The organism is Pigmentiphaga humi, assembly GCF_900606115.1.
Classification (GTDB): domain Bacteria; phylum Pseudomonadota; class Gammaproteobacteria; order Burkholderiales; family Burkholderiaceae_B; genus Pigmentiphaga; species Pigmentiphaga humi.
In genome coordinates, this window is record NZ_UWPJ01000009.1 from 90,866 (window position 1) to 116,124 (window position 25,259).

Sequence of the window (25,259 nt, forward strand, 5' to 3'; positions counted from 1 at the left end):
GCGGCCCCGGGCCGCCCTCCACTGGCGGCCGCGTCAGCTCTCGGGCGTGAAACGCAGCGCCTGAACCGCCTTTTTCCAGCTCGCGCGCTCTTCGACGATGGCGGCCTTGAGCGCGTCGGGCTCTCCCCAGGCGACCTCTTGCAGCTGGCGCCCCATGGCGGCCTGGACTTCGGGCTTGGACAGCTCCTGCTTCAAGGTCTGGCGCAGGCCGTCCAGCGTGCCCGCCGGCACGCCCGTGGGCGCGAAGACGGCGATCCAGACGCTGCGGGCATATTCGCCATAGCCCTGCTCCTTGAACGTGGGCACATCGGGAACGAACCGGCTGCGCTCATCCCCGGTGGTGCCGAGGATGCGGATCTTGCCTTCGGCCGCCAGCGGCATGACGTCCAGCAGGGGCACGACGACGGCCGAAACCATGCCGCCCTGAAGATTCATGACGGCGGGGCCGGGGCCGCGATAGGGCACGTGGTTGAGGTTCACGCCCGCGACCTGCCCGCTCATGCTGCCGACGAAGTGCAGCATGGAGCCGGCGCCGGGCGAGCCGAAGTTGGCCTTGTCCGGATTCTGCTTGCACCACTCGAAGTAGCCCGGCAGGTCCTTGACGCGCTCCGGCACCATGGGCCCCACCGCCAGCGCGAGGTCGAAGCCGCCCAGCCGGCCCACGGGAACGAGATCCTTGTCGGGATCGTAAGGCAGCTTGGCATAGGTGACGGGATAGACGGTGATCGGCGAAGACACGCCCACATAGAGCGCGCTGCCGTCGGCGGGCAGGGTCTTCAGGTAGCTCAAGGCCAGCATGCCGCCCGCGCCGGTCTTGTTCTCGACCATGGCGCTGGCGGCGTAGCCGGGCGTCAGGAGCTCGGCCACCTGGCGGGCGATGTTGTCGATCATCGAGCCGGCCGGCACGCCGGTAATCACGCGCGCCATGTTGATCTTCTCGGGAGCGGCGACGGCGCGCGGCGAGGCGAGTACGGCGGCGGCCGCGGAAGCGCCCATGATGCCGCCGAAGCGGCGGCGGGTCAGCAGGGTGTTCATTGTTCTGTCTCCTGGATGTCGGCGGTCCGCTTGCCTGCGGAGCCGCCGGTATGTCGGGCGTTGCGCACGGTCAACGCCAGTTCAGCAACTGCAGCATGTTCAGTCCCATGACCCGGGCCAGGTCGTGCTGGCCCAGGAAGGGCAGGTGGTGCTTGAAATGCTCGACGCATTGGGCGTAGGGATGATGCAGGCGGCTCAGGTCGCTCCCCCATACCACCCGCCCGGCGCCGAAGGCATCGAATATGCGTTCCAGCGGCTCCTGCAGCGAAGCGAAAGGAAACGGGTCGAACGCATAGTCGCCCACGCCCGCGGCCTTGACGTAGACGTTGGGCAATTCGGCCAGTCCGAGCAGTGCGGGCAGATGCTCGAAAGCGCGCGGCCCCACCGCGCCACGCGGCACCGCCAGGTGATCGACGATCAGCCTGAGTCCGGGGTGCCTGCTTGCAATGGCCCGCACCGCTGGCAGTTGGCCGGGCGCGAGCACTGCCACGGCGATGTTCTGCGCTTCGGCGATGGGCCACAGCGGGTCGAGCAGACCCTCCTGCAGCGGCTGCAGGCGCTCGGGCGTATTGAGCAGGAAGCGCACGCCGCGCACGTGGGGCTGGTCGCGCCAGCGCGCCAACCGTTCGGCGGCATCGCCGCGCGCCGGATCCAGCAGTCCCATGACCGAGAACTTCTCCGGCTCCGCCCGCGCCATCTGCACGGCATAGGCATTGCCGTTCGGGTCCCATAGCGGCGGCACCAGCACGACCCGGTCCACCCCCGCCTCGGCCATCTCGCGGACCATGACGCCATGGTCGATGGGGTCGCGCCGGTGGTGGCCGGTGGACACCCCTTCCGACCAGGTATGGACCTGCGCATCCACGATAAGCATATGTTCCCGCACTCCTGTCTAAGGCCCCCTCGGGCCAAGTGCGGGCTATGTTATCCCTGCGCCGGGACAGGCTTTCATAAGATGTTCGGCTGCTTCCATAAAAAATGCCTAGACGCCGCGCCGCCCCAAGGGAGCGCTTCTCGCCTTGGATCAGCCGCGGCTCAGCGCCTGGGCGTTCTTGCTGAAAGCATCGACGAAATACTGCTGCACGTCGTTCATTTCCTTGCCCTTGGTACGGCACATGCCGACCAGCGGCTCGTCGCAGGAAATCTCGAAGGGAAGCGCCGAAAGCAGGCCGAAATGCCGCTCGCTGAGCACTTCCACCCAGCTCAGCACGGTCAGCATGTCGGAGTCGGCCAGCGTGATGCGCATGGTGGACAGCGAGTAGGTCTCGATCAGCGCGGGCGGCAGCGAGGTCTCGGAGAACAGATGTTCGTAAGCCTGTCGGCGCGGCGAGCCCGCCGGGGGGATGATCCAGGGATACCGCTGCAGGTCTTCGACCGTAATGCTGCGCTTGCGGTGCAGCGGGTGTCCGCGCCGCGCCACGATGCAGTACGACTCTTTGTAGAGCGGCAATTGCTCCAGTTCCTGGACGTGCGCGGTTTTCTTGAGCACACCAATGATGAAGTCGATCTCTTCGCGCAGCAGCTTGTTCACCAATTGCTCGTAGGTGCCGCTCAGGACGGTAATGCGCACGTCGGGATAGCGCTCGCGCGTCTCGTTCATGGCGTTGACGAGCAGCATGGAAGGATCGAGCAGCATCACCCCCAGGGCAATGCGCTTGCTGCGCGGATAGGTGAATCCCTGGATGGCTTCCACCAGCGCCACCGACTGGGATTCGATGCTTTTGAAGCGCAGCGCCAGGTCGTCGCCGAGGGAGGTCGTCTTGATGCCCGAGGCCGTATTGCGATAGAGCTCGCAGCCGAGGTTGGACTCCAGCGTGCGCGCCGAGCGCTGCAGCGACGCTTCGGTGATGCCGAGCTTGACCGCGGCCGCCCGGAAGGAATGGCATTCGTGGATGGCGATCAGCGCGAGCATCTGCGAACGCGTGATGCGCGAGGCCATCGCCAGGGGCGCGATCGTCCGTTCGCCCGACAGCGGCTGCATCGCGTCCTCCAGCGCGGCAAGGATTTTCTTGATGCGTATGTGCGCGGCCGCCCCGACCTCGGTCGGGTAGATGCCGGTCTTGTTGCGCTCGAACAGGGTCGCGCCGAGGATCTTCTCCAGCGCGAAGATGCAGGAGGTAATGGCCGGCTGGGTACGCGACAGGGCTATCGAAGCCTTGGTGACGTTCTCCAGCCGTGCAACGCAGTCGAAGACGCGCAACTGCCAGATATTGGGAACGGTATGCATTGGCGGGACTTCAAAGCGTTGTCCGTGCCCCCCGCCCGGCGCGAGGGGTGGCCGAAGCATAGCCCAACACGCGGCGGCCCGGCCATGCGCCTGTCCTAGACCAGGCCGGCGTAGGAACCGCCGTCGAGCTGCAGGTTCTGCCCGGAAATGAAGCTCGCCTGCTCGCTGCACAGGTAGGCGCAGGCATCGCCGAACTCTTTCGGCTTGCCGAAGCGCTTGGCCGCGATCGTATTGGCGATGCGCTTGCGCGCCTCTTCCACGGTGATGTTCTCGCGCGCGGACATCCGGTCGGCCATGAAGCGCTGGCGGTCGGTGTCGAAGCGCTCGGGCAGCAGGTTGTTGATGGTGACGTTGTCGATCACGCTGTCGCGCTGCACCGACTTGCAGAGCGCCGTGAGACCGGCGCGCACCGCGGCCGACAGGCCCATCGTGGCGCTGGGCGACTTCACCATCGCCGAGGTGATGTTGACGATGCGGCCAAACTTGCGCGCGCGCATGCCCGGCACATAGGCCTTGATCAGCATGATGGGCGCGAGCATGTTGCCTTCCACGGCGTCGCGCCAATCCTGGTCGGACCAATCGGCGATCTTGCCAGGCTCGGGGCCCGCGTTGTTGTTGACCAGGATGTCCGCATCCGGGCAGGCCTCCAGTATGCTGGCGCGCCCGGCGTCGGTGGCGATGTCGGCCACGATGATCCCGGGACGCCGGCCGGTCTGCGCCTCGATCTGCCTGGCCGCCTCGATCAGCGTGGACTCGGTCCGGCCGTTGATCCAGACCTCGCACCCTTCATGGGCCAGCGACGTCGCGCAGGCCAGCCCCAATCCCTGCGACGATGCGCAGACCACGGCCTTGCGGCCTTTGATACCCAGATCCATAGTGTCCTCCTCGGCTCGTTCTATTGTTGGATGTAGCGCTTGAGCCGCGGATAGACGCGCAGCACGTTCTGCTGGAAGACCTGCGCGCGCGCGGCCTCGTCCAGGTGCGGCGAGGCGTCGACGTAGCGCTTGGTATCGTCGTAGTAATGCCCCGACTCGGGATCCACGCCCTTCACGGCGCCGATCATCTCGGACCCGAACAGGATGTTCTCCGGCGGAACGACCTTGGTCAGCAGGTCCACTCCGTCCTGGTGATAGACGCAGGTATCGAAGAACACGTTCTTGAGCATGCCTTCGCCCAGCTTTTGCAGGCCCATGTCCTGCGCCATGCCGCGATAGCGGCCCCAGTGATAGGGCACCGCGCCGCCGCCATGGGGAATCACGAACCGCAGTCCGGGGAAGGTCTCGAACAGCTCGGGCGCGAGCAGGAACTGCATGAAGGCCGTGGTGTCGCCGTTCAGGTAGTGCGCACCGAGATGGTGATGGCAGGGGTTGCACGAGCTGCTGACATGGATCATGGCCGGCACGTCCAGTTCGGCCATTTTTTCGTACAGCGGGTAATAGAGCCGGTCGGTCAGCGGCGGAACCTGCCAGAACCCGCCCGAGGGGTCCGGGTTCAGGTTGCAGGCCACGAAGCCCAGTTCAGTCACGCAGCGCTCGAGTTCCTCGATGCTGGCCCGCACGCCGAAATCCTCGGCGCGCGCCGATTGCGGCAGTTGGCACACGCCGACGAAGTTCTTGGGGTAGAGCCGGCATACGCGGTGGATCAGGTCGTTGGAGACGCGCGACCACTCCACGCTCTGTTCGGGCGTGCCCAGATGGTGGCCCATCTGCCCGGCAATGGGCGAGAACAGCGTCAGGTCCAGCCCGCGCTCGCGCTGGTAGCGGATCTGCTTGCCTTCCAGGCTCTGGCGCAGTTCGTCATCGGAAATCTCCAGCGGCCTGCCGTACGGGCCGCTGCCGGCCAGCTGGTTCTTGCGCCATTCCTGCAGGGCGCTGGGCACCGTCGTGAAATGGCCATGGCAATCGATGATCATCGGATATCCCTTCGTTCTGTGTGCATGTCTGCGAAACTCATGTCTGCAAGATGGGCGAGCATTGCTTGACGAAGCGCTCGGGAGGCCGTTCGCCGCTGTCGTGCGCCATGCCCGAGCCGATCTTTATCTCGTTGCTGCTGCTGTGGACGTTCATCTTCTCGGTGGACGACCAATGCTCGTGCATGGCGCCGAAAGGCGACATCCAATAGTCGAAGACCTGGCTGCCCAAGGCATGGCGGCCGATGCCGCGCACGTGGTCGTACTTCAATTCGTGCAGGTGATCGCCGCCGGTAAAGATCTCGTCGACCCGCTCGACTTCGAAGGACGCATGGTGCAGGCCGGATCGGCCGCCGCGGAACAGGAACAGGATGTGGTGGTAGACCGGCTCCTCGCCCATGTCCTGGCGGATGAAACGGCCCAGCAGGTTGCCCGGCGTCTCGATGTAGAGTTCATCGGTAGGCAGAAAGCCGAAGCTGCTCTCGTACCAGTCCAATGTCGGCTTCAGGTTATCGGTCATGTAGGCCGTATGCACCAGGCGCTCGATCCGCGCCGGCCCGCGGTTGCGGCTCTCGGCCAGGCTGCCGCGCAGCGGCCTGTAGCGCGCCAGTTCTCCTACGCTGGCCCTGCCCTGCACCAGCTCCACGCGCATGCCGTTCGGATCCCGCAGGCTCAGGCGCTTGCCGCCGCCAGGCTCGTCGATGTCTTCGACCCGGGCGCCGAAGCGCTCCTGCAGCGACTCGATCGGGACCTGCGGATGCACGTCGTAGCCGACGGCGACGACGCCCGAAGCGCCGCGCTCGGTCACGTGGATGAAGGGCGAATCGGCGATGCCCCGCATGTAGAGACGGCCGGCGTGGCGGTGGACCTTCTCCAGGCCGAAATCGAGCAGGAATTTTTCCTGCACGTCCAGGTCCGGCGCACCCAGCCGGACGTAAGCGATGGAAGATACGATTCCAGGCATTGCGTTCCTCTGATCCAGTGCCTACGCGAGGACGGCGCGCACGCCGCCGTACAGTTCTTCGGGCGTGTAGCGACGCTTGATCATCCCTTGGGCGTAGGTATAGTCGATAGCCTTGCGCAACGAAGCATCGATGGCCTCGAAGCCGAAAGGCTGCAGGTCTTGCGAGCCGTCCGGCGGGATTTCGCCCGCGGCGCGCCGGCTTTCCACCAGCATGCGGTAGACCTCGGCCACGGCCTCGGGGTGGTTCCGCACCAATTCGTCCCTGACCACCACCATGTGGTTGATCGGGATCACGCCGGTGCGTGCGTGCCACGCCTGCGCGGCCTGCTGCGGCGCATCGATGACGTGGCGCAGGCGATCCTTGTTCTGCACCGCCGCGCCGGCGATGATGGCGTCCACCTGGCCGGCCAGCAGGGCCTGCTCCAGGTTCGCGCCCTCGTCGAGGCTGCGCACCCAGTCCGGATCGCGGTACTCGGCCACGTGGGCGCCCTCCTGGCTCCACCATTCCACGTCCTGCGCGGACAAGCCGTGCTCGTCGCACAGTATGCCGCGCACCCAGGTCGGCGTGGTCTGTGAATACGACCGCATGGCCACGCGCCTGCCCTTGAGCTGGGCGGGCGTGAACAAGTCGTCGGCGCGCGCATAGATGCTCTTGTGATGGAAATTGCCATTCATCACAAAAGGCAGCAGCCGGTAGGGATGGCCGGCATCGACCGCCAGCAGGTAGGTCACCACGGCCAGTTCGGACACGTCGAACGCATGCTTGCGCACCGTGTCCTTGAATGCGGACTGGGCATGCTCGACCGGCGCAATGTCCAGCTCGATCGAAGAAGAGCCTACCTGTCCGTTCTTCAGGGCGGCGGTCTTGGGATAGCTGCCGAACATGGCTTGCAATCGGGGTTTTTCCACGGTTTCAGTTCCATTGCGCCACCCGGCCCGACGGGCCGGTGCGCGGATCGATGAACAGATTGCGGGCATCCGCTTCCCTGCCGACCAGCTTCTGGGCATGGGCATAGCGGATCAGGGCCAGCAGGGAGGCACGGTTTTCTTCGAAGCCGTAAGGCAGCGGATCGTCCATGAACTCGCGCAGGCGGCGGTAGCGCCTGTCGTCGCCGCTGGGCTCGACGATCCCATCGAGGCCTGCCAGATAGGACTGTTTGGCCTGCGCGAAGTGTCCGTACAACGCCTGCTCGATGCCCGGATGGCGCGCCAGCACCTCGTTCCTGACCACGACCACCCCGTGGATGGGATAGATGCCGGTGCGCTCGAACCACTGCCGCTCGGCCCGCGACGCATCCGACACCACGTCCACCATCTCGACCCGCGCGTCGGCCGCGCCCGCCAGTCCGTCGAACGCCACGTCGATCTCGCCCGCGTCGATGGCATCGACGATCTTGCGGCCGTCCGGCAGGCGCCGCACGTTGGCGGGCAGCGCCAGGTCCTCCAGGTTCTCGGGCTCTTCGGTCACCCACGTCACGCTGCCCGGATCGAGCCCGTAGTCGTCGGCGAAGATGCCGCGGGTCCAGACCGCCGCCGTCACGGAATAATTGCGCACGCCTATCTTCCTGCCCGCCAGGTCTCGGGGGCCGGCGAGCGCCAGGCCCTTGCGCATCTTCAGGCCGGAATGCCGGAACCTGCGCGTCATCGGCAGGGGCAGCGCGGTCAATGGCGCGCCCCGCTCCAGCGCCATCAGATACATGACGGGCGCCATCTCGCAGATGTCGTAGGGCTGGGTGCGGACCATGTCGCGGTAGGCATCCGGCATGCGCTTGACGTCGATGAACGCGAATCCCGCGCCGGGGAGTATCTCGTCCAACGCGCGCACGCCGGCAACCTGGGCATGCTTGCCCAATACGGTCTTGAGCCGTTCCATCTATGCTCCCTGCACGACATTGCGGCCGGTCTCCAATGCGGAGAAGTCGCGGCGCGGATAGCTCATCAGGAAGCGATAACCCTGGTCGACGATCTGCCGGGCATTCTGCTTGGTCATGTGCGGATGGCCCACGGCCACGTTGTAGGCTTTGCCGACCTCCAGCACGTGCGCCATCATGCGCAGCAGTTCGGGATTGTCGTAGTCGCGCGGGCAGCCCAGTTGCTGGCTCAGGTCGCCCTCGCCCAGCAACAGGACGCCTATGCCCGGGACCTCCTTCAGAATGGTCTCGATGTTGTTGACGCCGTCTACGTCTTCGATCATCAGGGCCACCAGGATCTCGCCCTCGGGCACCAGCGGCCAGACGTCGGCGCGCTTGTAGTATTCCTGCTGCGACAGGCCCCAATAGCGCGCCGCCGCCATCGGCGCATCACCGCGCAAACCGGCGGGTTCGTAGGGTGCACGCTCAGGCAGGCGGGGGTAGCGGCAGGCGGCCACCGCGTTGTAAGCCTCGGCGCTATTGCTGATGCGCGGCCAGACGATGCCGTAGGCGCCCAGGTCCAGCGCCTGCTTGGCGAACCACTGGTTCATCTCGCTGCCGCTGGGGGGAATGCGCACCATAGGTGTCATGGGGTTGGCGATGGAACCGGCCTTGATGATCTGCTCGCGCAGCAGCAGGAACTGCATGGCCACGCGCAGCGCGTTGATGTCCCAGGGATTGTGTTCCATCTCGAACACCAGGCCGTCGTTGCCCGATTGCGCGAAATTGACCGCGTTCTCGATCTCGGTCTGCACGAAGGAAGTGAAAGCGATGCCGGGACCGCTTTCGAGGGCGCGAATAATGCCGTTCAGGCGCATGGAATTCTCCGTATCTCGCGGCGGTTCAGATCATGGCCGCGCAGAAGGCATCGCCAGCCTCGGCCGGGAGCTGTTTTTCAACCCAGTTCTCGCCGCCGTCGAAGGTGTAGAACACCTGGCCGCCTCGCGTGACCGAGATCACGCCGCCGCCATCGTCCTTATGGACATTGATCCCCATGATGGTGCTGCGCGCGGTCATCTGCGGATCGGCGCGGCGCCAGTTGCGGCCCAGGTCGTCGCTGGCGTAGACGGCGCCGGCGTTGCTGCGCGAGGCGATGCTGAAGCACGCATACAGCTTGCGGGGCTGGCCGGCGGCCACGCGCAGATCGCGGCAATAGCTGAACGGCGCGAAATTGCGCACCGCGAGGTCCTCGAACGTGCGGCCCTGGTCGCGGCTCTCGAATACGCCCATGCGGCACAGATAGAACAGCGAATCGGGCGCGGCCGGCGTGGTGGTCACGGCGTGGGCGTCGAACATGCCTTCGGTTTCGTCGTCGGTCTCGATCTTGTTGCGCAGATGCTCCTGGCCGGCCAGTTCCACCAGGCCCTCGGGCCGCGCATTCCAGGTCTTGCCGCCGTCGGTGCTGAGCATGAAGCCGTTGATCTCGGCAATGCCGTACAGCACGTCCGGGTCGGCGGGATGGAAGGCCAGGCGCATCACCCGCGAAGCGCCGAAGCGGATGTTGAAGCGCTCGGGATGGTTCACTTCGCAGGCCGTCCAGGTCTCGCCGCAGTCGCGGCTCTCGAACACGCCTATGGGCGAGGTGCCGGCGAACAGGTGGTCCGGGTCGCGCGGATCGACCTCGACCGACCAGAACTGGATCTTGGGATCGGCGCTGGCGCCGACGTTGCGCCAGTGCGCGCCCCTGTCTTCCGACTTGTAGATGCCCTTGCGGGTGGCGGCGAAAACGATGTGGTCGCAGGCGGGATGCTGCACGATGGCCTGCACGGCGGCATCGGCCGGAATGTCCGCGGCCTTTTCCCACTCGCCCCCATGGGCCAGCCGGTACAGAGAGCCGACGGCCCCCTCGCGCGTGACGGCCGTACCCGCGAACAGCACTTTATCCATTGCCTGTCTCCTGATCGTATTGGCGAAATCGATGGGAACGATTCTAGGGAGCGAGGGCTACGCACAAAAATCAATTCACCCTCTTATCCATAAATTTTTGCTGAACCGCCTCCGGGCGCCGCATACCCACCCGGAGACGGACCCTGCCGCTTTTCAGCCGCGCGGCGCGAACAGCTCGCCGCCGCCCGGCACCGCGCCCGCCCAGCCCACGAGCCCGAGCACGTCCCACAGCACGGCCTGGTTGCTGGTGACGACCGGCACGCCGAGCTTGCGCTCCAGGGTCTCCACGGTTTCGAAGGCGCGCACGTTGGCGCACGACAGCAGCATGGCGTCCATGCCCGGCTCCGCGTGCGCCAGCGCGTGGCCCGCCAGGGTTTCCGGATCCATTCGCGCCGCCTCGCGCGCATCGACGAAGTTCAGCCCCACCGACTTCATCACCTCCAGGCCGCCCGCCGCCAACGCGGCCTTCTCGTCTTTCGAGAACTTGTCCGCGAATGGGCAGACGTGCACGATCCGGCGCGCGCCGACGTGGGCCAGCGCGCGCTTGATCGCCACCATGGTGTTGGACGAAGCCACGCCGAGTTCGCGCGTCATCCGCTCGGCCAGCGCCTGGTCGCCGGCCGGGCCGTTGGAGACGCTGGCGCCGGTGCAGTTGAAGGTGACGACGTCGGGACCCATGTCCTTCAGGTAGCCGGCCTCCTCGACCGCTTCCAGGTGGGCGCGCAGCAGGCTTTCCACCGTGACCACCCCGCCCTCTTTGCGCAGGCGGATGCGATGCACGTGGTAGCCCACCTCCGGCGGGCAGAACTTGCGGAAATCGTCCTCGCCTATGGTGTTCAGCGAAGGCACGATCATGCCTATGCGTTTGCGAGTCGGGCTCATTTCTGCGCTGCTCCGATTTCCTGGACGATCTTGCGATAACGCTCGATGTCCGCCGCGATCAGCTTGCGGAAAGCGTCGGGCGGGCTGTAGAAGCGATCGTTTTTCATCGACTGAAAGAACTTTTCCGACTCCGCATCGGCCAGGATGGTCTTGAGCTCCCCTTCCAGACGCGCGACGATGGCCGCGGGCGTCCTGGCGGGGGCCAGCACGCCCATCCAGTTCTTCACCTCGAAGCCCGGCAGCCCGGCAGCCTCGGCGATGGTGGGCACACCCGGCGCCAGCGGCGTGGGTTCGGCCGAAGACACCGCGAGCATTTTCAGGCGGCCGTTCTTGGCGAAGGTTTCGGACGAGGAATAGCCGCTGGACACCATGTCCACCTCGCCGGCCACGGCGGCCTGCACCGACTGCGGCGTGCCGTTGTAGGGGATGTAGCGCACCGGCAGGCGGGCCTCCGCGACGAACATGGCCATGCCCAGGTACATCGTGGTCGAGCCGCTAATGGCGCCGTAGGTCAGCCTGTCGGGATGCGCCCGCGCATAGGCCATCATCTCTTGCAGCGTGTTGAACGGCGCGTCGGCGCGCGCGGCGATGCTATTGGGCGAACTGGCCACGGTCGCGATAGGGGCGAAGTCCTTCAGCGTGTCGAACGGCAGGTCGGGATAAAACGCTGGATTGATCGCATGCGCGATGCTGGTGAACAGCAGCGTATAGCCGTCCGGACCGGCCTGGGCGACGCGCGCGGTGCCGATGGAAGCGCCCGCCCCCGGCTTGTTCTCGACGATGACCGGCTGCCCGAGCCGGCCCTCCAGGCGCTTGGCGAGATATCTGCCGATCTGGTCCACTCCGCCGCCCGGGGCGAACGGCACCACGAGCGTCACCGGGCGCGACGGATAGGTCTCGGCGGCGTGGGAAAGACTGGCGGACAGCAGCAGGGCCGCGGCCGCTGCGCCCTGCAAGAGTTGCTTGAACATGACGGATTCCTCTTTCAGAAGCGATGGCGCAGGCCGACGGTGAACGAACGCGGATCGTTCTTGTAGATGGCCGGATCGCCATGGCTGCCGCGCAGGTCGGTGACGAAATCCGCATAGAGCGCGGTGCGCTTGGACAGGTTGTAGAGCGAGCCGACGTTGACCACGAAAGTGTCGGTGCCATCGACGATGCGGTACGCGCCGGTGCCGTTGGTGCGATGCTGGCCGAATTTGACGTAGGGTTCGAACGCGCCCGCCTGGTAGGCGGCGGTAACGGCCCAAGCCGACGCATGCGTCCAGCGGGCGGCGGGCCCGGACGCCGTCTCGTACTGATAGATCGCGCCGACCTTGAGCTTGCCGAACGCATAGGTGCCGCCCAGGGTGGCCAGTTCGCCCTTGGCGTTCCAGAGCGGGTCGGGCCGCACCTGCGCATAGCCTGCGGCCAGGAACAGATTGCCGCTGGTGTAGCCCAGCGTGGCGTCGAAGTGATTGCCGTTGCCGTTGAGCGGATGGCTGCCCGTTTCGCCCAGCGCGTACATGAGCCTGGCCTGGAAGCCGCCGATGCGCGGCGAGGTGTACTGAACCGAGTTGTTCTTGCGGTTGGACTCGGCCGAGCCGGCGGTGCCGTTACCGCCGGAGAACACCGAGATGCCGTCGTTGTTGTTGCCGCCCCGGCCCGGGCTGCCGGAGATCCAGCGGCCGACCACCGCGAGGTCGCCGTTGTACATGATGCCGGTGCCGTTGAAGCCGCTGGCGCACCAGTGCAGATCGACCTGGCACATGAGATTGGCGGTGCCGGTGAGCTGCCGGCCCAGGCGCAGCTCGCCGGCGGCGTTGCTCGACAGGCCGACCCACGATGCGCGGTTGAACAGGCCGAAGCGGCTGGCCGCGCCGGTGTCGATGGCGGGCCCCATCTCCAGCATGAAATTGGCGCGCAAACCGTTGCCCATGTCCTCGCTGCCGGCGATGAGCAGGCGCGATGCGCCGAAGCCGCCGTTCTGCAGGCGCGTGATCTTGTCGCCGTTGGCGGCCTTGTAGAGTTGCAGGCCGGCATCCACCTCGCCGGACAAGGTGACGCGGCTCTGCGCCCCCGCACCTGCCGCCACGCCGCAAAGCAGCGCCCCGAGCGCCATCCCGTACTTAAAACCCATGAGGGGTCTCCTTGTTTTTTATGATCGATCCGGAATCGCGCTGCGTGCGCGGCGCGATGCGAGGATTGTCATCAAGAGACCCCGGGCCCATTTCATACAAAATGGGTGTTATCGATAAATTCCTCCTGATATCGGGATTTTTTAGGGGTTTTCCTCAAGCGTGACGCAGCGCTTCGCGCCGATGCAGCCACGCCGCCTCAAAAGCAAACCGCCCGGCGCGAAGCCGGGCGGTTGTCGGAACGAGCAATGCGAACTTCAGGCCATGGTGCTCAGAAGCGCAACCCCTGGGCCGACATGGCGTCCAGTTGCGCATTCAGCGCCGCGCGGGCCTGGGCCGCCGCATCCTCTTCCTCGGGCGCCGCCGTCTTGGCCATGCGGCTCAGCGTCTGCGTCTCGCCGTCGTAGGGCAGCTTGGGGCCCTCGCACGTGCTGCTGCGGCCCGCCACGACACCGTCCGCGAAGTAGCGCCCGATCTTCTCGTTCACGCACTCGACGCCCAGCGATACCAGGCCATGGGTGTAGTAATCGCGGAGCGTGGTCATGTGCGCCTGCGGCAGGCTCGCGAAGGAGCGCAGCGCCCCTTCGGTCGCGGTCAGCGCATCGAACTCGGTCTGCAGCATCAGGATGGGGCCGGTCTGCGCGGCGCGCGACAAGGCCGGCCGGCTGACCGACGGGCCGCCCCAATTCACGCACTCGTTGTTGGTGACCGATCCGCCCTCGTAAGGATAGCTCGCGGCCATCTGGTTGCCCAGGTCGACCCAGTATGAGGATTCGGTGCTGGTGGCGACGGTGTCGTTGCACACCACGGTATGGAACACGGCGCTAGAGGGCCCCATCTCGATCGGCTGGGACTGCGGATCCCGGGCCTCGAAGTACGGCTTGACCATCGATTGAGCCAACCCTCGTATTTCGATGTCGTCGCCGAAGGACTCCGGCGCGAACGGATACTCCAGCAGCACCTCCTCCAGCTTCACGGGATCGTCCTCGATTCCGGGATTGTCGAGAAAGATTTGATGCATGCCGCGCGCCGCGGAGAGCAGTTGCGCGCCCTTGACCACATTCGCCGTCCTGTTGAGGATCGCGTGGCTCGAAGCCTGCTTGCCGAACGCCACCCGCATGGGTTCGGGCAAGGCCCGGTAGATGGCCGCGATCGACGCGGCATCGGTGCCTATCGCGAAATGGTCCGGATGGCGGGCGGCATAGGAAGGAATGAAACTGTCGAGCACGTGCTGCATGGATTTGGGCTGCAGCACCAGATTGACGTCGATATTGCCGGTCACGTCCATCGAGCTGTCCAGCACCATGCGGCCGACCCGCTCGGGAAACAGCGACGCATACCATACGCCGAGCCACGTGCCGTAGGAGATGCCGTAGTAGTTGAACTTGGCGTCGCCCAGCAGTTCGCGCACGAGATCCATGTCGCGCGCCGTGCTGTCGGTGTTGACGTACTTGACCATGGGATTGCGCAGGCAGGCATCGCCCAGCGCATTGGCGTTGAACAGCATGGCGGCAACGTTGTCCTCGCTGCGGTCCGAACTGTGCCGCACCGGCCTCAGTATGCCGTTGTTGGCGCAGTACAGGCGGCTGCTCGCCCCCACGCCGCGCGGCGAAAAACCGATGAGGTCGTAGCGCTGGGGAATCGCTCGCAGGCTCTGGCCGACGGCGGTCTCGTCGCTGGCGTTCTCCCACAGCGCCGCCAGGTTCATCGACAAGGCAAGACCGTCTCCGCCCGGACCGCCGGGATTGACCAGGATGGCCCCCTGGCGCTGCGTGGGCACGCTCGCCGTCACGCGCGAGATGGCCACGACGGCGTCGCCGCGTTCGGGCGCCGAGTAGTCGAGCGGCACGCGTATGGTCGCGCAGCTCAGGCGTTTCTTCAGTTCGGGATCGACAATGACGTCGATGGTGTCGCCACAGGACGTCCAGTTGACCGCTTGTTCGCGATACGGCTGCATGGGGTCGGAGACCGCCCCGCTGCCTCCGCCGCACCCTGCCAGGACGGCCAGCGCAAGCGCAGCCAGGCCGGTTTCCGTCATGCGCAGCCGCCCGGCACGGGCTTGCCTGCTCCAACCTCGGTGCATACTCATGGCTTCTCTATTCGTAACTATTGTATTCAATTATGACTGACGATGAGATAGCTGGGCAAGCGCGAGGCTGTCTCCCGTCCCGCCGGATTTTGCGAGTCCGGACGCTTCGATCTATGCTGGGCGGCTGGATGCGCCGCGCGGCCGCGCCACTGGCTGGAGGTCCGACCCATGAAATCCGCCGAGCAACCCGATATCGATTTGCATCGCGTCTACGATCATGCCCAGGTGCCGGCCGGCCGCCTGCGCGTCCTGGTGGACCGCCTGTGGCCGCGCGGCATGCGGCGCGAGGCGCTGTCCTACGACGCCTGGCCCAAGGACCTCGCCCCCAGCCCGGAACTGCGGCGCTGGTTCGGCCATCGGCCCGAACGCTGGGCCGAGTTCCATCGGCGCTATGCCGCGGAACTGCAGGACGAAGCCCAGCAGCAGGCCATGGCAGCGCTGCTGCGCGATGCCGCGGGCCGGCCCATTACGCTGCTCTACGGCGCGAAGGATCCCGAACACAACCATGCCCTCGTGCTGCGCGAGGCTCTGCTGCACGCTGCACACTGACGATGCCATGACGCCCTTGCCGATTTTCCTGGAATCGACTGCCACCCCGGTGGGACTGATGCTGGTCTTGACGGACGAGGCCGGCCGCTTGCGCGCGGTAGACTGGGAAGACTACCGGCCCCGCATGCACCAGCTGCTCGGCCATCACTACGGCAAGACCGGGTACGCGCTATTCGACCGCGAAGGCGCGAGCGAGGCGCGGCGGCGGCTGGACGCCTATATCGGCGGAGAACTCTCGGCCATCGACGGACTCGGCATCGCCACGGCCGGCACGCCCTTCCAGCGCGCGGTATGGACCGAACTGCAGCGGATTCCGCTGGGCACCACCATTACCTATTCAGAGTTGGCGCGGCGCATCGGCCGCCCCAAGGCGGTCCGCGCCGTCGGCCTGGCCAACGGCGCCAACCCGGTCAGCATCGTCGTGCCTTGCCACCGGGTCGTGGGGGCCAACGCAACCCTGACCGGCTATGGCGGCGGCCTGCACCGCAAGGCGTGGCTGCTCGCGCACGAAGGCGCGCGGCAGCTGCCGTCGCCGCAGGGCGCGCTGTTCTAACACGCCGTTGCGCGTATAGTCCCCGCTGTCCATCCCCTACCCTCCATTCCAGGTGCGAACACGCCCATGAACAGAGTCCTCTACGATCTCGCCGGCGCCAATCCCGATTTCCGCTTCAGCCCCTATTGCTGGCGCGCGCGTCTGGCGCTGGCCCACAAAGGACTGGCGGTGCAGACCGTGCCATGGCGTTTCAAGGAAAAGGACAAACTCGCGTTCTCCGGCCAAGGCCGGGTACCGGTGCTGGTGGACGGCGACAACGTCGTGGCCGACTCATGGCGGATCGCCGTCTATCTGGAAGACGCCTACCCGGACGCGCCTGCGCTGTTCGCGGGTCCCCAAGCCCGGTCGCTGGCCCGCTTCGTCAACGGCTGGGCCGACTCCGTGCAACTGGCCGGGCTGAGCCGGCTGGTCCTGGCCGACATCCCCGCCGCGCTGCACGCCGACGACCTCTCCTACTTCCAGACCAGCCGCGAACAGCGCTTCGGCATGCCGCTTGCCGCCATCTGCGCCGACCGCGAACAGCGCGTCGAATCATTCCGCGCCAGCCTGTTCCCGCTGCGGCAGGCGCTGGCCGACCAGCCTTTCCTGTGCGGCCACGCGCCCGCCTATGCCGACTACATCGCCTTCGGCGGCTTCCAATGGGCCCGCTGCGTCAGCGATTTCCCGGTTCTGGCGCACGACGACATCATCGCGCAATGGCTGGAGCGCATGCTGGAGGCGGCCGGGCCTGCGGCCCGGGGCATGCCCGCGCTGCGCTGCGCTTGAGCCCGGTCGGCGCTTGCAAAGCGCCGCCACGTCTCCATGTAAGTGAAGTGCCATGGTGTTTTGCTTGTCCACGTCGATAGCCATTTACGATTGACCAAATAAAATCAATCAATTTGATCAATTCACTAGCGACGTATAAAGTTCATATACGTCTTTTCAACCCAGCAACGAGAGGAACCTGCAATGGCTCTAGTCAATACCCCGATCAAGCCCTTCAAAGCCACCGCTTTCAAGGAAGGCAAGTTCATCGAAGTCACCGACGAGACCCTGAAGGGCAAGTGGTCGGTGGTCGTGTTCTACCCGGCCGACTTCACCTTCGTGTGCCCGACCGAGCTGGAAGACCTGGCCGACAACTACGCCGAATTCCAGAAGCTGGGCGTCGAGGTGTACTCGGTCTCGACCGACACGCACTTCTCGCACAAGGCCTGGCACGACACCTCGGCCGCCATCGGCAAGATCAAGTACGCGATGATCGGCGATCCCACCTGGGAAGTCACCAGGAACTTCGACGTGCTGCGCGACGGCCAGGGCCTGGCTGACCGCGGCACCTTCATCATCGACCCGCAAGGCGTGATCCAGGGCGTGGAAGTCACCGCCGAAGGCATCGGCCGCGACGCCAAGGAACTCCTGCGCAAGGTCAAGGCCGCGATCTACGTCGCCAACCACCCCGGCGAAGTGTGCCCGGCCAAGTGGAAGGAAGGCGAAAAGACCCTGGCTCCCTCGCTGGACCTGGTCGGCAAGATCTAAGCAGTTCCGCAACGGCGGCGGCCTGCGGGGCGCCGCCTGGTCGGGGGGCGCGCTACCGCTGCCGGCCCTCCGCGCAAAATACGGTCCGGATCGCCACAAGCGGTCCGGACATCATCCGAAAAACACAAGTACCGGAATAGGGGATACGAATCATGCTGGACGTCAATCTCAAGAACCAGTTGCAAGCCTATTTGGAAAAGATCACGCAGCCGATCGAAATCGTCGCGTCCATCGACGACGGCGACAAATCGCGCGAACTTTCCGAACTCCTGAACGAGATTGCCGCCCTGTCGGACCGCATCACGCTGATCGAGCGACGCGACGACGATGAACGCAAGCCCTCTTTCGCCATCAACCGCCCCGGGCAGGATCTCGGCATCCGTTTTGCCGCCATCCCCATGGGCCATGAATTCACGTCGCTGGTGCTTGCGCTGCTGCAGGCCGGCGGCCACCCGGTCAAGCTCGACGACGACGTCATCGAGCAGATCAAGAATCTCGACGGCGACTACACCTTCGAGACCTATATGTCGCTGTCGTGCCAGAACTGCCCGGAAGTCGTGCAGTCGCTGAACGTGCTGGCGCTGCTGAACCCGCGCATCCGCCAGGTGACCATCGACGGCGCGCTGTTCCAGAATGAAGTCGAAGAGCGCCAGATCATGGCCGTCCCCACGGTCTATCTGAACGGCGAAGTGTTCGGCCAGGGCCGCATGGGCGTGGCCGAGTTCCTTGCCAAGCTGGACAGCGGCGCGAGCAAGCGCGACGCCGAAAAGCTCAGCGCCAAGGAACCGTACGACGTGCTGATCGTCGGCGGCGGCCCGGCCGGCGCTGCCTCCGCCGTCTATGCGGCGCGCAAGGGCGTGCGCACGGGCGTGGTGGCCGAGCGCTTCGGCGGCCAGGTGCTCGACACCCTGGCGATCGAGAACTTCATTTCCGTCAAGGAAACCGAAGGGCCCAAGTTCGCCGCGGCGCTGGAAGAACACGTCAAGGCCTACGACGTGGACATCATGAACGTGCAGCGCGCCGAAGCGCTGGTGCCGGGCAGCAAGCTCATCGAGGTCAAGCTCGCCAACGGCGGCACGCTCAAGAGCAAATCCGTCATCCTGTCCACCGGCGCCCGCTGGCGCGAAGTCAACGTGCCGGGCGAACGCGAATACCGCAACCACGGCGTGGCCTACTGCCCGCACTGCGACGGCCCGCTGTTCAAGGGCAAGCGCGTGTCGGTGATCGGCGGCGGCAACTCGGGCGTGGAAGCGGCCATCGACCTGGCGGGCATCGTGCAGCACGTCACGCTGCTCGAGTTCGCTCCCGAACTGCGGGCGGACGCGATATTGCAGCGCAAGCTGTACAGCCTGCCCAACGTCACGGTCGTCACCCAGGCGCAGACCACCGAGATCACCGGCGACGGCCAGAAGGTCAACGGCATTTCCTACAAGGACCGCCAATCGGGCGAGCAACACCACATCGAGCTGGAAGGCGTGTTCGTCCAGATCGGGCTGGTGCCGAACACCGAATGGCTCAAGGGCACGATCGCGCTGAGCAAGCACGGCGAAATCGAAGTCGACGCCAGGGGCCAGACCTCGATACCGGGCGTATTCGCGGCAGGCGACGTGACCACCGTGCCGTACAAGCAGATCGTCATCGCCGCCGGCGACGGCGCCAAGGCCGCGCTGAGCGCCTTCGACTACCTGATCCGCTCTTCGGTGGAAACCGACGAGCCGGCAACGGTCGCAGTGCCCGCCTGATTCGTTGCTGGGTTGGCGGTCCGGGGCTCGCAGGGCAACCTGCGGGCCCTTTTTCTTTTTGCTTCCGGCACCCGGGCCCGTTCTTGAAAGACGGTGCTCAGGCCGCGGCGCCGTCGCCCTGCGCGCGCTCGCCGGCTTCCCACTGTTCGAGCAGGATCGCGATGTTGGCGGCCGTCCGTTCGATGTGCTGGCTCAGGAGGCCACAGGCCCGCGCGTGCTCGCGCGCGAGCGTGGCGGCGAGGATGGCTTCGTGCTCGTCGGGAATGTCCCGGTCCAGCGGCCGTTCGCGCAGGAAGATGCGCCGGTAGCGGTCGGAAAACGCCAGCAGCTTCTCGCAGAACTGCAGCAGCACCGGCATCTGGCCGCCGCCGATCAGCGTCATGTGGAATTCGCGGTGGCGCGCTTCCCATTCGAGCAGCGCCTGCGTGTCGCTGGCCGCGCGCCGTTCGACCTGCTGCAGCCTGTGATGCGCCGCCAGCACCTGCACTTCCCATTCCTCGCCGCCGTACTGCATGGACGATCGCAGCGCCTGCGGTTCGAGCACGATGCGCAGATCGGTGATCTCCCGGTGGTTGCGCAGCGATACCGGCGCGACCTGGTAGCCGCGCTGGTCCTGCGCGATCACCAGGCCTTCGGCGGCCAGCCGCGACAGGGCTTCGCGCAGCGGACTGAGGCTGACGTCGAATTGCTGGCTGAGCTGGTTCAAACGCAATTGCTGACCGGGCGGGAAGGTGCCGTTCAGCAGTTCTTCGCGCAGGGACTGAGTAAGCTGGGAGGTCAGGGATGTACTCATGGCACATTGGGGAGGACAACCGCGGACGATGGACCCGGCATGCGGCTCGAACCGGGATGGGGAAAATCGATATTGACTACAAAATCGATTTCAATAAATATAAACGAAATTGCCTAGAGGAGATACCCCGTCATGCTACCCAAGCGCATCAACCGCGAAGTCGTCGACAGCCGCATCGGCGCCTATGCCGACACCGAACACTCGCTGGACGAGCGAGCCGCCATCTATGAAGAACTCATCGGCTTCGTTCCTCCCCGCATCGAAGCCCGGCTGTCGGTCACCGGCGCGCTCGATCCCAAGCTGGTCGACCTGCAGGAAAAGATGCGCGAGCACGCGATGTACCCCAAGTGCTTCGACGTCAAGACCGCGCAAATGATGCTGTTCGGCATGCTGTTGATGGACCAGAGCGATGCGGCCGTGCTGCACGGCATCGCCGCGCGCCGCGCCGGCGCGAGCTGGGAAGAAATGCAGGCGGTGGTCAGCCTGTGCTTCCTGTTCCGCGGCCTGTCGGCCGCCAACCGGGGCGCCGAACTGATGGCCAACATCGCCGACCACGAAGCCAGGCAAGAACAAGCCGGCAAGTAATACCCGCTACGCGGCACCGCCCGCCCGGTGGCGCAAACCGGGCACATCACAACAATATCTGCGGCACGCCCGCTTGCGGGCCATCATCCAGGAGACTCCATGCCAACGCCTTCCCACACCAGCCGCCGCGCCGGCACGCTCGCGCTCGCCTTCGCGCTGGCCGCCCTGCCCCTGGGCGCCATCGCACAGGAATACCCCACCCGGCCGATACAACTGATCGTGCCGTTCGCCGCCGGCGGCGCGATCGACCAGATGGCGCGGGCAATGGGCGGCGCGCTTGCGCGCGAGCTCGGCCAGCCGGTGGTCATAGAGAACAAGCCCGGCGCAGGCGGAAACATCGGCGCCGACCAGGTCGCCAAGGCCCAGCCCACGGGCTATGTGCTGCTGGTGGGCACCTCGGCCACCCACGGCGTCAATCCGTCGCTCTATCCCAAGATGCCCTTCGACGCGGTCAAGGACTTCACTCCGGTGGCGCACTGGGGCTCCGTGCCCAACGTTCTGGTGGTCAATGCTTCTTCGAACATCCGCACGGTGCCGGAATTGATCGCGCAGGCCCAGCGCGACCCGGGCAAGCTGAGCTTCGGTTCGGCGGGCAACGGCACCTCGCTGCATCTGGCCGGCGAACTGTTCAAGCAGGCGGCCAAGGTCAACCTGATCCACGTCCCCTACCGCGGCGGCGCGCCGGCCTCGCTGGATCTGCTGGCGGGCAATATCACCATGATGTTCGACACCGTCGCGGTGTCGCTGCCCAATCTGCGCGCCGGCAAGACCCGCGCGCTGGCGGTCGCGGCGCCGGCACGGCATTTCGCCCTGCCCGACGTGCCCACCTTCGCTGAACTGGGCTATCCGGACGTGGTGGCGGCGACCTGGGCCGGCGTGTTCGCGCCGGCGGGCACGCCCGAGGCCATCGTAAAGAAGCTGACCGAAGCCAACCGCAAGGCGCTCGAAGACCCCAACGTCGTCGACGTGCTGCGCAAGACCGGCGTCCAGATCGACTATAAGAACAGCCCCGATTTCGGCAAGTACGTTGCCGGCGAGATCGCGCTGTGGGGCGACATCATCCGGCGCAACAACATCCGCGCCGAATAAGACGCCCGCCGCTTACCCCTGCCTGCTTTCGAGCAGGTAGGCGGCGCCGGCGTCCTGCGCCAACACCTCGGTTAGCCAGGGCATGACTTCCTTCAGGGCGGCTTCCAGCACCCACGGCGGATTGAGGATGAACATGCCGCTGCCGTAAAGCCCCACGCCGTCGCCCGAGGGCTTGCGCACCGTCAGGCGCACGTGCAGCCAGCTGTTCGAGAGACGCGCGAGCCGTTCGGACAATTGCTGCGACTCGCGCCGCTGCACCTGCGGATACCAGACCGCGTAACAGCCGGTGGCAAAGCGCTTGAGCCCTTCCCCCACGCACTGGAACACCCGGGCGTAATCGCGCTTGTCTTCGTACGAGGGATCGATCAGCACGATGCCGCGCCGCGTGGGCGGAGGCAGCAGGGCCTTCACGCCTTCGAACCCGTCGGCATCGTAGATCATGGTGCGGCGGCCGACGTCCCGGTCCTGCTGGCGGAAGTTCCGGCGCAACACGTCAATCTCGGTGGGGTGCAGTTCGAACAGGCGCAGGCGGTCGCGCTCGCGCAGCGCATGCGCGGCCAGGAAAGGCGAACCCGGGTAATGGCGCAGGAACTCGTCGTTGTTGAAGGCGGCGACCTCGTCCACGTATTCAGCCACGATGGCCGGCAGGTCCTCGCGCGTCCACAGGCGCGCGATGCCCGACTCGAACTCCGCCGTCTTGCCGGCCCAATCGCCATCGAGCGCGTAGGCCCCGGCTCCGGCGTGCGTGTCGATATACCAATAGGGCGCATCCTTCTGCGCAAAATAGCGCATCAGTTGCACCAGGACGAGATGTTTGAGCACGTCGGCATGGTTGCCGGCGTGAAAGGCGTGGCGATAGCTGAACATGGCCGATTGTACCCTTGGATTGGGGCTTCCCTATGCGCTTGCGCATGATGGGCGCGACAGCCCCCAAGGTGCCCGACCTGAATGCATGGGGAGAGAAAATGGCGTTACATATGCCACGATTCTCTTGCAAACGTGACGGCATACGCGATCGGGGGGCGGCTTCTTACAAACGAACACACCCTGCTTTGACAAGCTCGAGAAGGGGCTCGTATGTTGAAGGCGTTGGCCATGCCCTGGACAGGCGCGGCAGTCCTTCCGGGTCCCGGCGTTGCCGGGTCGGCCGCTCTCAAGGAGATAGCGATGACACCCCGACAGAAAATGCCCCCACGCTTGCCGCTTCGCGGCGGCGCTGCCCCCCGAGAGGGCGTTTTTGCCTTGGGAGCGGCCCTGCGACAAAAAATTATGCTCGCCGCGATTGCCGCCGCCTGCGCGGGCGGCGCCCCGCTCGCCACCGCCCAGACCGTCACCCAGGATGCCAAGCAGGCCGCCCAGGACGCCAAACAGACCGCGCGCGATGCCAAGGTATCGGCCAGCGAATACGCCAGCGACGCCATGATCACCACCAAGGTCAAGGCGGCCTTGCTCAAGGAGCAGACGACCCAGTCGCTGAGCATCAAGGTGACCACCGAGAATCGCGTGGTCCACCTGTCCGGCTCGGCCGACACGCCCGAGCAGATCGATTCTGCCGTACGCATCGCCCGCGGCGTCAAGGACGTGAGCGACGTGCGCAACGAGATCCAGCTCAAGAAGCAACCCCAGCCGCAAAGCTGACGCGGCGCGCCGGCCCAGCCGGCTCTCTCATGCTTTCGACAGGCCGGCCCGGGTACATACCTGGGCCGGCCTGTTTTTCGTCGCCGGGGCGTTCCGAAACCTCCCTTCGGCAAGGCGATACATAGGGAGAGACGCAGGAACCCCTGCTCTCGCTTGGCCGTGCTTTTCATTTTGCTGCAGCGACCCTAATATGCGCCATCATCGTCACGCACCACCCGGAAGCCACCACATGCTAGAGCGCTTATTCAAACTCAACGAACACGGCACGAACGCCAGGACGGAACTGCTGGCGGGAATCACCACGTTCCTGACCATGTCCTACATCATCTTCGTCAATCCGCAGATCCTGTCCACGACCGGCATGGATCGCGGCGCGGTCTTCGTGGCGACCTGCCTGGCCGCGGCGATCGGCTCGCTGATCATGGCGTTCCTGGCCAACTACCCCATCGGCATGGCGCCGGGCATGGGGCTGAACGCGTTCTTCGCCTTCACCGTGGTCGCGAGCCTGGGTTTCACCTGGCAGCAGGCGCTCGGGGCGGTGTTCATCTCCGGCGTGCTGTTCATCCTGCTCACCATCACCGGCGTGCGCTCATGGCTCATCGCCGGCATCGCTCCCTCGCTGCGCAGCGCGATCGCCGCGGGCATCGGACTGTTCCTCGGCATCATCGCGCTGATCAGCGCGGGCATCGTCGCCGACAGCCCGGCCACGCTGATCACCCTGGGCGACCTGCACAAGCCCCAGGCCCTGTTGGCCATTCTCGGCTTCTTCATCATCGCGGTGCTGGACGTGCTCAAGGTGCGCGGCGCCATCCTGCTGGGCATCCTGATCATCACCGTGCTCGGCATGGTGCTGGGCATCAACGAATTCCAGGGCGTGTTCTCGCTGCCGCCCAGCCTGGCGCCCACCTTCCTGCAGCTGGACGTGCTGGGCGCCCTGCACATGGGCTTCCTGCACGTGGTGCTGGTGTTCGTGCTGGTCGAGGTATTCGACGCCACCGGCACGCTCATGGGCGTGGCCAAGCGCGCCGGCCTGCTCACCGAAGGCAAGCAGAATCGTCTCGGCCGCGCCCTGCTGGCCGACAGCACCGCCATCACCGCCGGCTCGCTGCTGGGCACCAGCAGCACCACCGCCTACGTCGAAAGCGCCGCCGGCGTGCAAGCGGGCGGACGCACCGGCATGACGGCCGCGGTCGTCGGCATCCTGTTCCTCGCGGCCCTGTTCATTTCGCCGCTGGCCGGCTCGGTGCCCGCCTATGCCACCGCTCCCGCGCTGCTCTACGTCGCCGGACTGATGATGCGCGAACTGATCGACGTCCAGTGGGACGACGTCACCGAAGCCATTCCCGCCGCGCTGACCACGCTGGCCATGCCCTTCACCTACTCCATCGCCACCGGCCTGGCCTTCGGCTTCATCAGCTACGTCGTGCTGAAAGCCTGCACCGGCCGCTTCCGCGAAATCCATCCGGCGGCATGGCTGATCGCGATCCTGTTCCTGGTGCGGTTCTGGACGATGTAACCCCCCCCTACGCGCTGACGCGCGCCCCCCAGGGGGCGGAACTGGCGGACCGGCGGAGCCGGATCCGCGGTTCCCGTCTTAAGACATTCGATTGCGTGAGGTTTCGTTCTAAAGGAACAGGGTATTCGCTTGCGTGAGGTTTCGTTCTAAAGGAACAGGGTGCACGCGCCCTGTTCCGCGGAGCTTACGGCGTGGCGCATGTGGGCGAAGAGGTCGCGGCCTATGCCTCGGTGGTGGGGGGAGAGGTCGGGGAGTTCGGCGG

The 25,259-nt window shown here is 65.8% G+C and carries 25 protein-coding genes; 9 read left to right on the plus strand and 16 right to left on the minus strand.

The window, feature by feature from the left end; genetic code table 11:
* Positions 1-33 precede the first annotated feature (33 nt).
* The 14 genes from PIGHUM_RS05540 to PIGHUM_RS05605 all read right to left on the minus strand — a co-directional run bounded on the left by PIGHUM_RS05540 (position 34) and on the right by PIGHUM_RS05605 (position 15,020).
* Positions 34-1,035, minus strand: coding sequence for a tripartite tricarboxylate transporter substrate-binding protein (locus PIGHUM_RS05540; protein WP_124078393.1), 1,002 nt, complete (start codon positions 1,033-1,035; stop codon positions 34-36).
* A gap of 70 nt (positions 1,036-1,105) precedes the next feature.
* Positions 1,106-1,909: an amidohydrolase family protein gene (locus PIGHUM_RS05545; protein WP_124078394.1), complete on the minus strand. Its 804-nt coding sequence runs from the start codon at positions 1,907-1,909 to the stop codon at positions 1,106-1,108.
* A 150-nt stretch (positions 1,910-2,059) separates the two neighbouring features.
* Positions 2,060-3,262, minus strand: coding sequence for a LysR substrate-binding domain-containing protein (locus PIGHUM_RS05550; protein WP_160142174.1), 1,203 nt, complete (start codon positions 3,260-3,262; stop codon positions 2,060-2,062).
* 95 nt (positions 3,263-3,357) lie between these two features.
* Positions 3,358-4,137, minus strand: coding sequence for an SDR family oxidoreductase (locus PIGHUM_RS05555; protein WP_124078396.1), 780 nt, complete (start codon positions 4,135-4,137; stop codon positions 3,358-3,360).
* A 20-nt stretch (positions 4,138-4,157) separates the two neighbouring features.
* On the minus strand, positions 4,158-5,174 hold the full coding sequence (locus PIGHUM_RS05560) for an amidohydrolase family protein (protein ID WP_124078397.1): 1,017 nt from the start codon (positions 5,172-5,174) through the stop codon (positions 4,158-4,160).
* Between the two features lie 37 nt (positions 5,175-5,211).
* Positions 5,212-6,135, minus strand: coding sequence for a VOC family protein (locus PIGHUM_RS05565; RefSeq protein ID WP_124078398.1), 924 nt, complete (start codon positions 6,133-6,135; stop codon positions 5,212-5,214).
* A 21-nt stretch (positions 6,136-6,156) separates the two neighbouring features.
* Positions 6,157-7,044 (minus strand): substrate-binding domain-containing protein, encoded by an 888-nt coding sequence (locus tag PIGHUM_RS05570; RefSeq protein WP_124078399.1) that lies wholly within the window; start codon positions 7,042-7,044, stop codon positions 6,157-6,159.
* A 4-nt stretch (positions 7,045-7,048) separates the two neighbouring features.
* Positions 7,049-8,008 (minus strand): substrate-binding domain-containing protein, encoded by a 960-nt coding sequence (locus PIGHUM_RS05575; RefSeq protein WP_124078400.1) that lies wholly within the window; start codon positions 8,006-8,008, stop codon positions 7,049-7,051.
* On the minus strand, positions 8,009-8,863 hold the full coding sequence (locus tag PIGHUM_RS05580) for an HpcH/HpaI aldolase family protein (protein ID WP_124078401.1): 855 nt from the start codon (positions 8,861-8,863) through the stop codon (positions 8,009-8,011).
* A 25-nt stretch (positions 8,864-8,888) separates the two neighbouring features.
* Positions 8,889-9,932: a WD40/YVTN/BNR-like repeat-containing protein gene (locus PIGHUM_RS05585; protein ID WP_124078402.1), complete on the minus strand. Its 1,044-nt coding sequence runs from the start codon at positions 9,930-9,932 to the stop codon at positions 8,889-8,891.
* Between the two features lie 153 nt (positions 9,933-10,085).
* On the minus strand, positions 10,086-10,814 hold the full coding sequence (locus PIGHUM_RS05590) for a maleate cis-trans isomerase family protein (RefSeq protein ID WP_124078403.1): 729 nt from the start codon (positions 10,812-10,814) through the stop codon (positions 10,086-10,088).
* The gene (locus PIGHUM_RS05595; RefSeq protein ID WP_124078404.1) at positions 10,811-11,785 is read right to left on the minus strand and encodes a Bug family tripartite tricarboxylate transporter substrate binding protein; all 975 of its coding nucleotides are present in this window, start codon (positions 11,783-11,785) and stop codon (positions 10,811-10,813) included. Before PIGHUM_RS05595 ends, PIGHUM_RS05590 begins: the two co-directional genes overlap by 4 nt.
* 14 nt (positions 11,786-11,799) lie before the next feature.
* The gene (locus tag PIGHUM_RS05600) at positions 11,800-12,933 is read right to left on the minus strand and encodes a porin (protein ID WP_124078405.1); all 1,134 of its coding nucleotides are present in this window, start codon (positions 12,931-12,933) and stop codon (positions 11,800-11,802) included.
* Positions 12,934-13,202: 269 nt separating this feature from the next.
* A complete protein-coding gene (locus tag PIGHUM_RS05605) occupies positions 13,203-15,020 on the minus strand; it encodes an alpha/beta fold hydrolase (RefSeq protein ID WP_124078406.1) in 1,818 nt (605 codons plus the stop codon).
* A 168-nt stretch (positions 15,021-15,188) separates the two neighbouring features.
* Between PIGHUM_RS05605 and PIGHUM_RS05610 the strand changes: the two genes are divergently transcribed.
* The 5 genes from PIGHUM_RS05610 to ahpF all read left to right on the plus strand — a co-directional run bounded on the left by PIGHUM_RS05610 (position 15,189) and on the right by ahpF (position 19,376).
* Complete coding sequence (locus tag PIGHUM_RS05610) at positions 15,189-15,569, plus strand: DUF488 domain-containing protein (protein ID WP_124078407.1); 381 nt, start codon at positions 15,189-15,191, stop codon at positions 15,567-15,569.
* Between the two features lie 7 nt (positions 15,570-15,576).
* Positions 15,577-16,122: a methylated-DNA--[protein]-cysteine S-methyltransferase gene (gene ogt / locus PIGHUM_RS05615; protein WP_124078408.1), complete on the plus strand. Its 546-nt coding sequence runs from the start codon at positions 15,577-15,579 to the stop codon at positions 16,120-16,122.
* Between the two features lie 66 nt (positions 16,123-16,188).
* Complete coding sequence (locus PIGHUM_RS05620) at positions 16,189-16,887, plus strand: glutathione S-transferase family protein (RefSeq protein WP_124078409.1); 699 nt, start codon at positions 16,189-16,191, stop codon at positions 16,885-16,887.
* Between the two features lie 183 nt (positions 16,888-17,070).
* Complete coding sequence (gene ahpC, locus PIGHUM_RS05625; protein WP_124078410.1) at positions 17,071-17,634, plus strand: alkyl hydroperoxide reductase subunit C; 564 nt, start codon at positions 17,071-17,073, stop codon at positions 17,632-17,634.
* A 152-nt stretch (positions 17,635-17,786) separates the two neighbouring features.
* Complete coding sequence (ahpF, locus tag PIGHUM_RS05630; protein ID WP_124078411.1) at positions 17,787-19,376, plus strand: alkyl hydroperoxide reductase subunit F; 1,590 nt, start codon at positions 17,787-17,789, stop codon at positions 19,374-19,376.
* A 97-nt stretch (positions 19,377-19,473) separates the two neighbouring features.
* On the opposite strand, the gene PIGHUM_RS05635 is transcribed toward ahpF, so the two are convergent.
* Positions 19,474-20,169 (minus strand): GntR family transcriptional regulator, encoded by a 696-nt coding sequence (locus tag PIGHUM_RS05635; protein WP_124078412.1) that lies wholly within the window; start codon positions 20,167-20,169, stop codon positions 19,474-19,476.
* A gap of 132 nt (positions 20,170-20,301) precedes the next feature.
* Here PIGHUM_RS05635 and PIGHUM_RS05640 point away from each other — a divergent pair, with 132 nt between their 5' ends.
* Both PIGHUM_RS05640 and PIGHUM_RS05645 read left to right on the plus strand, forming a co-directional pair.
* Entirely contained in the window at positions 20,302-20,754 is a 453-nt protein-coding gene (locus PIGHUM_RS05640; RefSeq protein ID WP_124078413.1) for a carboxymuconolactone decarboxylase family protein, read from the plus strand.
* Between the two features lie 99 nt (positions 20,755-20,853).
* Complete coding sequence (locus PIGHUM_RS05645; protein ID WP_124078414.1) at positions 20,854-21,843, plus strand: Bug family tripartite tricarboxylate transporter substrate binding protein; 990 nt, start codon at positions 20,854-20,856, stop codon at positions 21,841-21,843.
* 12 nt (positions 21,844-21,855) lie between these two features.
* Here PIGHUM_RS05645 and PIGHUM_RS05650 read toward each other — a convergent pair whose 3' ends face one another.
* Positions 21,856-22,710, minus strand: coding sequence for a 23S rRNA (adenine(2030)-N(6))-methyltransferase RlmJ (locus PIGHUM_RS05650; RefSeq protein WP_124078415.1), 855 nt, complete (start codon positions 22,708-22,710; stop codon positions 21,856-21,858).
* Between the two features lie 402 nt (positions 22,711-23,112).
* Here PIGHUM_RS05650 and PIGHUM_RS05655 point away from each other — a divergent pair, with 402 nt between their 5' ends.
* Both PIGHUM_RS05655 and PIGHUM_RS05660 read left to right on the plus strand, forming a co-directional pair.
* Positions 23,113-23,481, plus strand: coding sequence for a BON domain-containing protein (locus tag PIGHUM_RS05655; RefSeq protein WP_160142175.1), 369 nt, complete (start codon positions 23,113-23,115; stop codon positions 23,479-23,481).
* A gap of 229 nt (positions 23,482-23,710) precedes the next feature.
* On the plus strand, positions 23,711-24,997 hold the full coding sequence (locus PIGHUM_RS05660; protein WP_124078417.1) for an NCS2 family permease: 1,287 nt from the start codon (positions 23,711-23,713) through the stop codon (positions 24,995-24,997).
* The last annotated feature ends 262 nt before the right edge of the window (positions 24,998-25,259 follow it).

Bases quoted from the DNA above. Each gene is read 5' to 3' on its own strand.
- PIGHUM_RS05540 (WP_124078393.1), bottom strand. From the start codon at position 1,035: ATGAACACCCTGCTGACCCGCCGCCGCTTCGGCGGCATCATGGGCGCT.
- PIGHUM_RS05545 (WP_124078394.1), bottom strand. From the start codon at position 1,909: ATGCTTATCGTGGATGCGCAGGTCCATACCTGGTCGGAAGGGGTGTCC.
- PIGHUM_RS05550 (WP_160142174.1), bottom strand. From the start codon at position 3,262: ATGCATACCGTTCCCAATATCTGGCAGTTGCGCGTCTTCGACTGCGTT.
- PIGHUM_RS05555 (WP_124078396.1), bottom strand. From the start codon at position 4,137: ATGGATCTGGGTATCAAAGGCCGCAAGGCCGTGGTCTGCGCATCGTCG.
- PIGHUM_RS05560 (WP_124078397.1), bottom strand. From the start codon at position 5,174: ATGATCATCGATTGCCATGGCCATTTCACGACGGTGCCCAGCGCCCTG.
- PIGHUM_RS05565 (WP_124078398.1), bottom strand. From the start codon at position 6,135: ATGCCTGGAATCGTATCTTCCATCGCTTACGTCCGGCTGGGTGCGCCG.
- PIGHUM_RS05575 (WP_124078400.1), bottom strand. From the start codon at position 8,008: ATGGAACGGCTCAAGACCGTATTGGGCAAGCATGCCCAGGTTGCCGGC.
- PIGHUM_RS05580 (WP_124078401.1), bottom strand. From the start codon at position 8,863: ATGCGCCTGAACGGCATTATTCGCGCCCTCGAAAGCGGTCCCGGCATC.
- PIGHUM_RS05585 (WP_124078402.1), bottom strand. From the start codon at position 9,932: ATGGATAAAGTGCTGTTCGCGGGTACGGCCGTCACGCGCGAGGGGGCC.
- PIGHUM_RS05590 (WP_124078403.1), bottom strand. From the start codon at position 10,814: ATGAGCCCGACTCGCAAACGCATAGGCATGATCGTGCCTTCGCTGAAC.
- PIGHUM_RS05595 (WP_124078404.1), bottom strand. From the start codon at position 11,785: ATGTTCAAGCAACTCTTGCAGGGCGCAGCGGCCGCGGCCCTGCTGCTG.
- PIGHUM_RS05600 (WP_124078405.1), bottom strand. From the start codon at position 12,933: ATGGGTTTTAAGTACGGGATGGCGCTCGGGGCGCTGCTTTGCGGCGTG.
- PIGHUM_RS05605 (WP_124078406.1), bottom strand. From the start codon at position 15,020: ATGAGTATGCACCGAGGTTGGAGCAGGCAAGCCCGTGCCGGGCGGCTG.
- PIGHUM_RS05610 (WP_124078407.1), top strand. From the start codon at position 15,189: ATGAAATCCGCCGAGCAACCCGATATCGATTTGCATCGCGTCTACGAT.
- ogt (WP_124078408.1), top strand. From the start codon at position 15,577: ATGACGCCCTTGCCGATTTTCCTGGAATCGACTGCCACCCCGGTGGGA.
- PIGHUM_RS05620 (WP_124078409.1), top strand. From the start codon at position 16,189: ATGAACAGAGTCCTCTACGATCTCGCCGGCGCCAATCCCGATTTCCGC.
- ahpC (WP_124078410.1), top strand. From the start codon at position 17,071: ATGGCTCTAGTCAATACCCCGATCAAGCCCTTCAAAGCCACCGCTTTC.
- ahpF (WP_124078411.1), top strand. From the start codon at position 17,787: ATGCTGGACGTCAATCTCAAGAACCAGTTGCAAGCCTATTTGGAAAAG.
- PIGHUM_RS05635 (WP_124078412.1), bottom strand. From the start codon at position 20,169: ATGAGTACATCCCTGACCTCCCAGCTTACTCAGTCCCTGCGCGAAGAA.
- PIGHUM_RS05640 (WP_124078413.1), top strand. From the start codon at position 20,302: ATGCTACCCAAGCGCATCAACCGCGAAGTCGTCGACAGCCGCATCGGC.
- PIGHUM_RS05645 (WP_124078414.1), top strand. From the start codon at position 20,854: ATGCCAACGCCTTCCCACACCAGCCGCCGCGCCGGCACGCTCGCGCTC.
- PIGHUM_RS05650 (WP_124078415.1), bottom strand. From the start codon at position 22,710: ATGTTCAGCTATCGCCACGCCTTTCACGCCGGCAACCATGCCGACGTG.
- PIGHUM_RS05655 (WP_160142175.1), top strand. From the start codon at position 23,113: ATGCTCGCCGCGATTGCCGCCGCCTGCGCGGGCGGCGCCCCGCTCGCC.
- PIGHUM_RS05660 (WP_124078417.1), top strand. From the start codon at position 23,711: ATGCTAGAGCGCTTATTCAAACTCAACGAACACGGCACGAACGCCAGG.